Below are 9,940 nucleotides of genomic sequence, written 5' to 3' on the forward strand. Positions count from 1 at the left end.
TTTTCCCCATGCCTGCCTAGGGGTGATCATGCCCTGCTATAGTGATCCCAGGGACCGGGAGGACGCCCACCTGGTGGCCAACGCTCTTTCCCTCCCCGTTCGGGAAGTAGATCTAAACCCGGTCTTTGCCCTCTTGTACCGGCAGCTGACCGGGGAGGAGTATAGCGGCCAAAGGGGGCTCCCCATCGCCAACATGAAGCCGCGGCTACGGATGATCACCCTTTACTATTTTGCCAATAGCAAAAACTACCTGGTGGTAGGGACCGGCAATAAGAGCGAGCTGGTGATGGGTTACTTTACTAAATACGGCGACGGCGGCGTGGATATCCTGCCCCTGGGAGATTTGGTCAAGACCCAAGTACGGGAGCTGGCACGTTATCTTAACATCCCCGAGCCCATCATTGTCAAGCCACCCTCGGCAGGCCTATGGCCAGCCCAAACCGACGAAGGTGAGATGGGGATAACCTACGCCGAGCTGGACGCGGTGATCCTCGGGCAAGCGCCGAGTCCGGATCTAGCTCAAGAAGTGGCGCGCCGAAAGGAGCTCAGCCAGCACAAGCGTAGCCTTCCCGCCATCCCCAGTTTGGCTGAGCTGGAAGGATAGGGAATCAGAAGCCCCGAGGCAGGGGCGCATCAAACCGATGATGGTGATTGGAGAGCCGGGCAAAGGCAATGCCGCCAAAAATTAAATTGGAGTAAAAAGTGAGAACCCGCCAGCCGCCAACGAAGGCGGCTAAAAAAATCTTGGGGACCAGCGAAGCAAACAGCGAAGCCAACCCGATCTCAGCCACCCCGCTACCCCCTGGAACTGGTATATAAGAGACCACAAAGTAGATGAGCGCTTGCCTTACGATGGTAAGCATGACCGGAACGTTGAGGCCCAGGCCCATTAGCAACACTGGCGCCAAGGAAAAGAAAAACAACCAGTAGAGCAAGGTATAAATCAATACCATCAAGGTGATGGCCGGGCTACCCACCATGAGAAAGCGTAAGCTGGAGTTTAGCCCTATCACTTCCTCGTACGCCTGGTCAGCGATTCGATCCTTGTCCAGCTTCAAGAGACGAAATGGTGGCCATGACAAAAACCCTGAGACCATGCTTCGGACTTTAGCAGGATGGGTTATAAAAAAGATTAAAAAAGATAGGCCCACAATGATCAGGGCAAAGCAGATGACGATGCTAATCCCCAACATGGAATCCCAGGCCAACGCCCGCCAATAAAAGAAGACAATCAAGGGAATGGCAATCAAGAAGAAAAGGATGGTTAGAAGCAGCCGGCTTATGGCCACGGCCAGGCTCTGATCCAATTTCACTCCTTGAGTAAATAAGAAGTAGGTTTGGGCAGGAGGGCCGCCAGCACCCATGGGAGTAATGGAGGCCACAAAGTTGGTAGCTAGATTAATAGAAATGACCTTGCCTAGCCCAATCTTGTTGCCAGCCAGCCGAAGCAGCGCCTGGGTGCGCAAACCGTCGGTCACCCACAAAGCCAAAAGGATCAGCACTGCCAACCCTACATATTCCCACTGGCGGTAGCTGGCCAGCTGCCGCCCTTCCTTGCTAAGGACGGCCAATACAGCCATTCCCGCGCCACTAAAGCCTAGAGCCATTACCAACCCGGCTAGATGTCGCCTGCTCAGCATCGATAAGTCTCCTCATGCCCATAGCCGCGGCTTTCCACGCCAGCTTAATTGTACCAATCCCTCTAGAAAGTGTAAATCGCAGTGCCCAATGCAAAATATGCAGGCCGCCCCTCAAAGGCAACTCCTTTGAGCCCCAACAATTTCCGTCTTGGGGCTACCGGCCCTCCTCCTCGTCGGCCCGGGTCGGGTGTGCTAAAATGAGTAACAGCCTAAGTTTGAGGTGCAGCATGTACGAACTTCGAGTGGTGGTAGCCGATGCCGACCCCGAGTCGGTAAAGGACTGGAAACAAGGCTTGATCCGGGCTGGCTATGTGGTGGTGGGCGAAGCTAACGATGGGCATAAGGCTCTACAAATCCTCTTTCAGCTTCGTCCCGATGTAGCCATCATCGATGCCGAATTGCCCGGGCGCCGGGCGTTGCAGGTGGCCAGAGTAGCCAGCGAGCAGCGGCTCTGCGCAGTGGTACTGGCCATTAGGGCTCCATATAACGAGATTATGGAGGCTATAGGCGAGGCCGGGGTCTCGGCCTGCCTGATCAAGCCTGCCAGCGAAGCCAACCTCATCGCTGCAGTAGAAACCGCTTATGCCAATTATACCCGCCTCTTGCGCCTGGAGCAGGAAAAGCGGAGGGCGGAAGAGCAGCTGGCCACCCGCAAAGTCATTGAGCGGGCCAAGGGAATAATTATGGAGCGAATGGGCCTCTCAGAAGCCGAGGCCTACCAGTATCTGCGCCGCCTCAGCATGGACCGCTGTATTCCCATGGGCGAGCTGGCCAAAGCCATCCTCCGAAACGGCGGGCCAAGCCAACCCACCCCACCCAGAAAGTGACCAAGCCAGGGGAAAAGCACAATAGAGCCAACCGGCCCCTGCCCCTGTGAAGTCACAGGGGCAGGGGCCCGACCGAAAGCCGTTTTTTAACTAACCTTGCTTGCCAGCCTCTACCAAAGCCTGGTATACCCTCTCCGCAGTCAGGGGTAGGTAGCGTATGGGACACCCTGTCCGGTTTCTTCATCCATGGGAGTGGTTTGGGGATTAAAGTACCCACTTTCCTTGGCCGGATGAGCGCATGCGGGTACGAGCTGCGCAGGACTTTAGCATACAGCATGCCCGGGAAATATAGATCGTCTGCAAACTTGGCCTGTCCCAATACTTTGGCAATACCCTCTTTGCGGGGTACCGAGCGGCCTATGGCACCGCTCGCCTCTTCCGGACGGTCAGCCCTTTCCGCCTGTCCTCTTCTCCGCGAAGCTCTCTGGCCGCAGCTTGATAGGTACAGCCCGGGCCAACGGGCCAAATGGAGTCTTAAGTACGTTGTAATGGCGCCAGCCATTGGGATAGGTATTCTTGGACGACCGAGCCGGGCAGCCCGAGGGCTGCCCGGCTCTCCCAGCTCTAATGATTCGACTGTATCCCGCCTGGCCTAGGTAAGATCTACAACCTTTCCCTCAGGTGGCTTAGCAATTTGGCTGCGAAGCTTCGTCACCTTAGCAGCGATTTGGCAACTGCTCAGAACGAATAGGACGAGCAGGAAGGTTGCCATAACCAGGGGGGTCCACTGCGCTTCAGTGCTGAACCTATATATGAAGTAAAGAAGCGCAGCTAGCCCGCTAATGTACATAAATGCCCCAGGAACCACAATCCAAGTAATGAAATGGCCATCAATGGGCTTTCCTTCTTCCAGGCGATTGATCAAAACCACCGCGTAGGGATAAATGGCAAATGTCAAAGAAACCAGCGCAAAGCCAGCCCAGAGCTGGTTAAAGGGGGTCTTAAGAGCCATCCATGTGCCTATTAAGACTACGAAAAATGTGGAAATGATGGGCTTTTCAAGATGTAGAGCACCAAGGGGACGCAACCGCCGGGCCAGTTCTTCTAAAGAGTAGCGTGCACCCCGGGCGTAAGCATCCATGGTGGTGATTATGAACCCGGTTAGCGTTAAGGCACCCATGGTCAAGCCGATGTGCTCCGGAATACCGAGATTTTTTGCGGCAGCGGCAAACGCCTGCGAGAAAGCACCCCCAGCGTTTTTAACCACCGTGGAAGTAAAACCAGCATAGTCCCAGTGAGTAGCAATCAAGGCTATGGTCACAAGAGCCAAGAGAGTTTCGCCCTTGGTGCCTAGGCTAACCACTGTAAAGGCGTGTTTTTCATTGTCTAGCTGCCTGGAAGCTATACCCGCCGACATCATACAGTGGGTGGCGTTGATGGCCCCGCAAGTTATGGTGGCCATAATGGCCGGCCACAAAAGTCCCCGAGCCGTCTCCCAACCTACCCAGGCAGGCATGGTAAAGTGCGGTATACCGGCCAAAAGTGCAATAGTCCCAAGAAGCGCTCCAAAGAGAAGAACCCCAGAGTTTAAGAAGTCGCGAGGAGCAAGGATCAGCCATACTGGCAGATAAGCCGCGATAAAAGTATAGGCTATTAGCCCAACTACCCAGGCATCATACGACCAGCTGATCGGGTACTTAATCCCCAGGTAGATCGTAAAGGCCCACACAATCAATGCCACTACAGTTCCACTAAATACGGGTATGTTCCTCTTACTCCTTAAATAGCCGAAACAAATTGCAATTATGGTTAAAGCAATGGTCGGAATAGTAGCCATAGGTATGCTGACCATAGTTTTGGCCATGGTGGTCATGAATATGGAGTAAGTGATGGTGCCCAGAAACCATAAGGAGATGGCTGCACAAATCCCGGAAGCATCGCCAATGACCTTTCTAACTATCTCCCCCATGGTGGCACCCTTGTTGCGCACCGAGGCCATTATGTGAATGTACTCGGTAGGAGTGCCCATGAGGCTAACACCTACCAGCAGCCAAATCAACGCTGGAATCCATCCCCAATACAGGCCCATAATAGCGGAGAGAATAGGTGATAGCCCAGCAATAGCCATGAAGTACTGACCGGTTACAATGGCAACGTGATTCTTGGCAAAGTCTCGGCTATCCTTGCTCTCCAATGCCGGGGTAGTCCGATTTGGGTCTGGCGGCCAAATCCGCTCGGTAGGCTTTTTGAGCAAAAAGTGACTTAGGAATAGGAGACCGTAACCCCCTACCAGCCATATCAAAGCATTCATCCTGCTATCCCTCCTCCTTTGAAACGCTTGCTTCTCAGGCTACTTGTACCCTTGAACCATTCCTAATTAAATCTCCGAATAGATTTCCGCTCTACGGCCCCATTAGGGAAACATCTCACCTCCATCCTGTTTTTAGTCCTTCCGCTTTCCCCGAAGCGCCGCCAATACTTTCTCGGGCGTAATTGGGAGACTAGTTATTCGAGCCCCAATGGCATTGCATATAGCATTGGCCACAGCTGCAGCCGTGGGGTTAAGCGCCGGCTCCCCAATGCCTTTCGCCCCATAAGGCCCTTTGGGATCATTAGTCTCTACAAAGCCAACGTGGAATCTAGGCAGGTCCCGAGACCCGGGGATCCTATAGTCCATGAAACCTGCATTCTCTACCTTTCCCTGGACGGTAACCATGTTTTCTGTTAAAGCCCAGCCTATGCCCATAGCCGCCCCGCCGTGGATTTGCCCTTCCAAGGCCATGGGATTCAAGGCCCGGCCAACGTCATGGACGGCCCATAATTCAACCACTCTAACCAAACCCGTCTCGGTATCCACCTCAACTTCAGCAACCTGACATCCAAAGGGGTAAACGGGCGAAGGGTTGCCGTACTTGTTCTCATCTGGGATTTGGGTATCGGGTACATAGGTTCCCTGAGTAACTATCGGGCCACCGCCGTGGGTGAACATGTAGTGGCGGGCAGCCTCAGCTATGGAGATAGCCTTGTCGGGATTGCTGGCCACAAAGATGGTGCCAGAGCAGGCATCCAGTTCTTGGACTTCAGCCTGGAGAAGCTCGGCCGCGGCTTCGAAGAGTTTAGCCCGGGCCGCCTTGGCAGCTGCCACCACACCGTGCCCCCCAATCGTGGTACCACGGGTAGCAAATGACCCCAAGCCAAATGGGCTGATGTCGGTATCAACCACGCTGACCCGGACATCCTCGAGCTTAGCCCCTAAAGTCTCGGCAGCTAGCATAGCAAACACCGTATCTTGCCCCTGGCCCATATCGCATTCGCCATGGATTAGAAGGATCTTGCCATCCTCTCCAATGCGGATAATGGCGGAAGCCCCATCGAACGGCCGGAAGAAGGGACGGTTTCCGGAAACGTGATTGCAACAAGCCAATCCTATCCCTCGACGCACCGGTCCCTGAGCTGCGCTGGCCCGCTTATCTTTCCATCCAGACATCTGGGTAGCCCGCCTAATGCACTCAGATAGGCCAGAAGTAGGTATATACCACCCATGGGGTGACAAGTGGCCATCCTGGACAGCGTTGCGGAGGCGCAAATCGGCCGGATCCATACCCAGCTCTTCAGCTGCCTCGTCTAGCAACGACTCTAAAGCAAAGGTCATCTGGGCATTACCAAAACCACGAAAGCATCCGGTCGGAACAGTGTTGGTATAAGCCAAGTAGCCACGGGTTTTGATGTTGGTAAATCGGTAGAGCTGATCGGTACGGTAACATGCCGTGGACAGAATGGGCGGGCCGTATACGGTCCGGCCGCCGTTTCCGGCTATTACCTTGGCCTCTTTGGCCAAGATGGTGCCGTCCTTCTTGAAACCAATCCGGAGGAATATTTTCATCGGCACCCTTGGGTTGCCGGCCATGAAGTCCTCATCGCGTTCGTTTACGATCTTGACCGGGCGTCCGCTCTTTCGGGCCAAGAGCATAGCTATGGGATGAAGGGCAGTCTCAAACTTGGCGCCAAACCCGCCCCCCATCATAGGCTTGATTACCCGAATATCCTGCATGGATACTCCTAAGCCCTTGGAATAGGTGAACCGTAGCTTTGACGGCACTTGGGTGCTGGCAAAGAGAACGTATCTACCGTTGTCGTCCACATACGCTACTCCGCACATAGGTTCCAGGTACGCTTGGTAGACCTGGCTGGTGCTAAAGGTATCCTCTACCACCACATCAGCTTCCCGTAGCGCTGCCTCGAAATCTCCCCGGTCCACCTCCCATTTGAAAGCTAGGTTGTTCTCGCAGCCCTCGTTGATTATGGGAGCACCCGGCTCCAGCGCTTCTTCAGGGTCAAAAACTGCTGGCAAGGGTTCGTATTCTACTTTTATAAGGTCTAAAGCTTCTATGGCCGTATCTTCATCCACCGCCGCCACAGCCGCCACTTCTTCACCTATGAACCTGACTTTGTCTTTGGCTAGAATATACCAGTCATCAATAACCGGCCCGAACTTTACCCCCGGGGTATCGGCATGGGTAATTACGGCTTTTACGCCAACCAACTTTTTTGCCCGGCTGACGTCGATGTTTAAGATCCGAGCATGCGGGTAAGGGCTCCTTAAGATTTTCCCGTAGAGCATGCCCGGCAAGTGTAGGTCAGCTGTATACCTGGCCTGACCGGTCGCCTTAAGGGCCCCATCAATTAACGGCGTCGCTTTGCCTAAGACCTTGAAATCATTCACCATCGCCACCCCCTGCCATCTCCTTAGCTGCTGCCTGAATAGCTTCAACTATCTTTTGGTAGCCGGTGCAGCGGCACAGATTTCCCGCTATGGCCCGTTTAATCTCCTCTTCCGTAGGGTTGGGGTTTTTATCCAATAGCGCTTTGGCCACCATTATGAATCCTGGACTGCAGAATCCGCATTGAATAGCTCCTAGCTCCACAAAGGCTTTCTGAATCGGGTGCAACTCACCGTTCCGAGCTAACCCCTCGATGGTGGTAATTTCCTTGCCCTGGACCTGCCCCACCAGCGTCATGCAGGAAGCTACCGGCTCGCCGTCAATTAGCACTGTACAGGCGCCACACTCTCCCTCAGCACAACCCTTCTTGGTCCCAGTCAATAACAGGTCTTCACGCAACACATCAACCAATAAGCGTTCAGGTGCCGTGGTTATTTGATATTGTTCGCCATTGATCCTTAAGCTGATCTCCTGCTTCAAATTGACCACCTCCTAAGCCGCCCAGTTGGCAAGAGCCCGCTTTACGTAAACTCGCACCATCTCCCTCCGGTAGTCGGCACTACCGCGGAGGTCACTAATAGGACTGCATTCCTTGGATGCTTCTTCAGCTGCCCGAACAATCGTGGCCATGGTTGGGGAGTTGCCTTCAAGAATACTTTCAGCAGCTCTTGCCCTTATAGGCGTGGGCGCCACCGCCCCTAAAACCAGGCGAACATCCTCCGCCTTCCCAGCGGAAAGCCTTAAGGCAACCGCCACGTTAACTACAGCAATGTCGGTAGAACGCTTCAACGAGTGCCGTAGATATGTGGTCTGAACCTCACTTGTAGGAATCGGTATAATAACTTCCTGGAGAATCTCTCCGGGGCGAAGAACGGTTGATCCGGGGCCAACAAAAAACGATTCCAGCGGCACAGTCCTATCTCCGCCCAGGCTTACCAACCTCACCTCTGCTCCCAGGGCAATCAGCGGCGGTGCCATTTCCGCCGAGGGTGCGGCATTGCAAAGGTTGCCTCCCAATGTAGCCGTGGTACGTATCTGCCATGAGCCCAGGCAACTGGCCGCTGCAGTGACCGCCGGAATGTATCTAGCAATTAAATCCGAATTCTCAATCTGAGCAATGGTAGTCAGAGCGCCAATCCTTATCCGATTCCCTTCTTGCGTGATATACCTGAGCTCAGAAAGAGATCCCAGATTAACCATCTCCGAGCAAGATATTTTGCCCCTTTTAACACCCAACAGCAGATCAGTTCCACCAGCAATGGGTCTAGCTCCGGAATTAGCATTCAACCGAGCTAGGGCGTCCTGCAAGTTCGAAGGAACATACAAGCTTGGCAGTTTCATCCTTTTACCCCCTTTTAATTAAAGCCCGGTATAAAGAAATGTCAGCGCCACGATTCAAACACCCTAACTTATTGCAAAACGCATACCAGAGATACAAAAAGGCCGGTTTCAGGGTTAAGAACACCTGAAGACCAGCCTTCTGAGCCCAAAACCACCCAAGAAACACGGGTGACTTTTCTTAAATTGAGACGAGATTTCTCATGCTATCTCAGTTGATAATTCCACCGCTGGACTGCAACTCCCTCAGCCGACGGTATAGCGTAGCGCGGCTTATTCCCAAATGCTTGGCGGCCATTTCTTTGCCTTTCACGTCAGTACCGAACCGCTGCAAAGCTTCAATAATTGCAGTCTTCTCCAGCTCTTTTAATACCGGCCTATTGGTGCCAGAACCTGGCGATGAGGGCTTGATCGCCTGCAAGCTCAACGGAAAATCAGATACCTGAATCCACTCACCTGTAGCCATAGTGACCGCATATTCCAATACATTTTCAAGCTCCCGCACGTTTCCCGGCCAAGCATACGCCTTTATTAACCTCATGGCTTCCTCATCTATTCCGCGAATTGATTTGCCGGCTCTCTTGGCATATTTAGCCACGAAGTGGTGAGAAAGAAGCTCTAGGTCGCCTCGCCTTTGTCGCAATGGAGGGATGGTGATGGGAATAACGCTCAAGCGGTAATAGAGGTCAGCCCGAAATTGCTTATTGGCAATCATTTCTTCAAGGTTACGGTGGGTGGCAGCAATAATCCTAACATCCACTCGGGTGGGCGCAGTCCCGCCCACCTTTTCAACGCTCCTTTGCTCAATAAATCTTAACAGCTTGACTTGCAGGTTAAGCGGCATATCCCCGATTTCGTCTAGGAAGACGGTACCTCCATCTGCCAACTCAAATTTGCCTGGCTTGCCACCCTTTCTCGCCCCCGTAAAGGCCCCTTCTTCATAGCCGAAGAGCTCGCTCTCTAGTAAAGCATCGGGAATGGCCCCGCAGTTGATGCTGATAAACGGCTTATCGCGGCGATGACTCAGGGTATGAATGGCTCGGGCAAACAAGTCCTTGCCGGTACCGCTTTCCCCTCGTAGGAGCACCGTCGCGTCAGTGACAGCCACTTTCCCTAGCAAGTTCTTAATTTGCACCATCTCTGGATCCTGGGTTAGGATATCCTCCAGGCCAACGCTGGGAGGGTCAGCAAATAGCCTGGAAGCAAAGGACCTTATTTCTTTTAGAGGTCGAAAAGAAAGGATAAATCCGTTCCGACCGTTGGGGTATCTGATAGGCGTAATCACGCCATAGAACCGAAGTACCCTGTTCTTGAAGTGAGAATAAGCAATCTCCTGACTTATAGTCCTGAACCCAGAGCTGTCGCTTGGCAGAGTAAGCTTATTAAACAACTTACTTAGAGGGCGCCCACAAATGCTGGCGGCCGGCATTCGTAGCAACTGCGAGGCCGATTCATTGCACATGGTTATCTGGCC

At 53.4% G+C, this 9,940-nt stretch carries 8 protein-coding genes; 2 read left to right on the forward strand and 6 right to left on the reverse strand.

Annotated elements, in window-relative coordinates; genetic code table 11:
• A partial coding sequence (nadE, locus tag H5U02_11700; GenBank protein ID MBC7343082.1) for an NAD(+) synthase occupies positions 1–604 on the forward strand: 604 nt, incomplete at its 5' end.
• Positions 605–608: 4 nt separating this feature from the next.
• On the opposite strand, the gene H5U02_11705 is transcribed toward nadE, so the two are convergent.
• The gene (locus tag H5U02_11705; protein ID MBC7343083.1) at positions 609–1,640 is read right to left on the reverse strand and encodes a flippase-like domain-containing protein; all 1,032 of its coding nucleotides are present in this window, start codon (positions 1,638–1,640) and stop codon (positions 609–611) included.
• A 227-nt stretch (positions 1,641–1,867) separates the two neighbouring features.
• Between H5U02_11705 and H5U02_11710 the strand changes: the two genes are divergently transcribed.
• Complete coding sequence (locus H5U02_11710) at positions 1,868–2,467, forward strand: ANTAR domain-containing protein (GenBank protein ID MBC7343084.1); 600 nt, start codon at positions 1,868–1,870, stop codon at positions 2,465–2,467.
• 592 nt (positions 2,468–3,059) lie between these two features.
• On the opposite strand, the gene H5U02_11715 is transcribed toward H5U02_11710, so the two are convergent.
• The 5 genes from H5U02_11715 to H5U02_11735 form a co-directional block, all read right to left on the reverse strand.
• Complete coding sequence (locus tag H5U02_11715) at positions 3,060–4,718, reverse strand: carbon starvation protein A (protein MBC7343085.1); 1,659 nt, start codon at positions 4,716–4,718, stop codon at positions 3,060–3,062.
• A 132-nt stretch (positions 4,719–4,850) separates the two neighbouring features.
• Complete coding sequence (locus H5U02_11720; protein ID MBC7343086.1) at positions 4,851–7,139, reverse strand: xanthine dehydrogenase family protein molybdopterin-binding subunit; 2,289 nt, start codon at positions 7,137–7,139, stop codon at positions 4,851–4,853.
• Positions 7,123–7,608, reverse strand: coding sequence for a (2Fe-2S)-binding protein (locus tag H5U02_11725; GenBank protein MBC7343087.1), 486 nt, complete (start codon positions 7,606–7,608; stop codon positions 7,123–7,125). The genes H5U02_11720 and H5U02_11725 overlap by 17 nt, the downstream gene beginning before the upstream one ends.
• Positions 7,609–7,620: 12 nt before the next feature.
• Positions 7,621–8,469 carry a xanthine dehydrogenase family protein subunit M gene (locus H5U02_11730; GenBank protein ID MBC7343088.1) on the reverse strand — a complete coding sequence of 283 codons (849 nt, stop codon included), beginning with the start codon at positions 8,467–8,469 and terminating at the stop codon, positions 7,621–7,623.
• 208 nt (positions 8,470–8,677) lie between these two features.
• Positions 8,678–9,856, reverse strand: a complete 1,179-nt coding sequence (locus H5U02_11735) for a sigma 54-interacting transcriptional regulator (protein ID MBC7343089.1) — start codon at positions 9,854–9,856, stop codon at positions 8,678–8,680.
• Positions 9,857–9,940 lie beyond the last annotated feature (84 nt).

This window comes from Clostridia bacterium, assembly GCA_014360065.1.
Lineage (GTDB): Bacteria > Bacillota > DSM-521 > Neomoorellales > JACIYF01 > JACIYF01.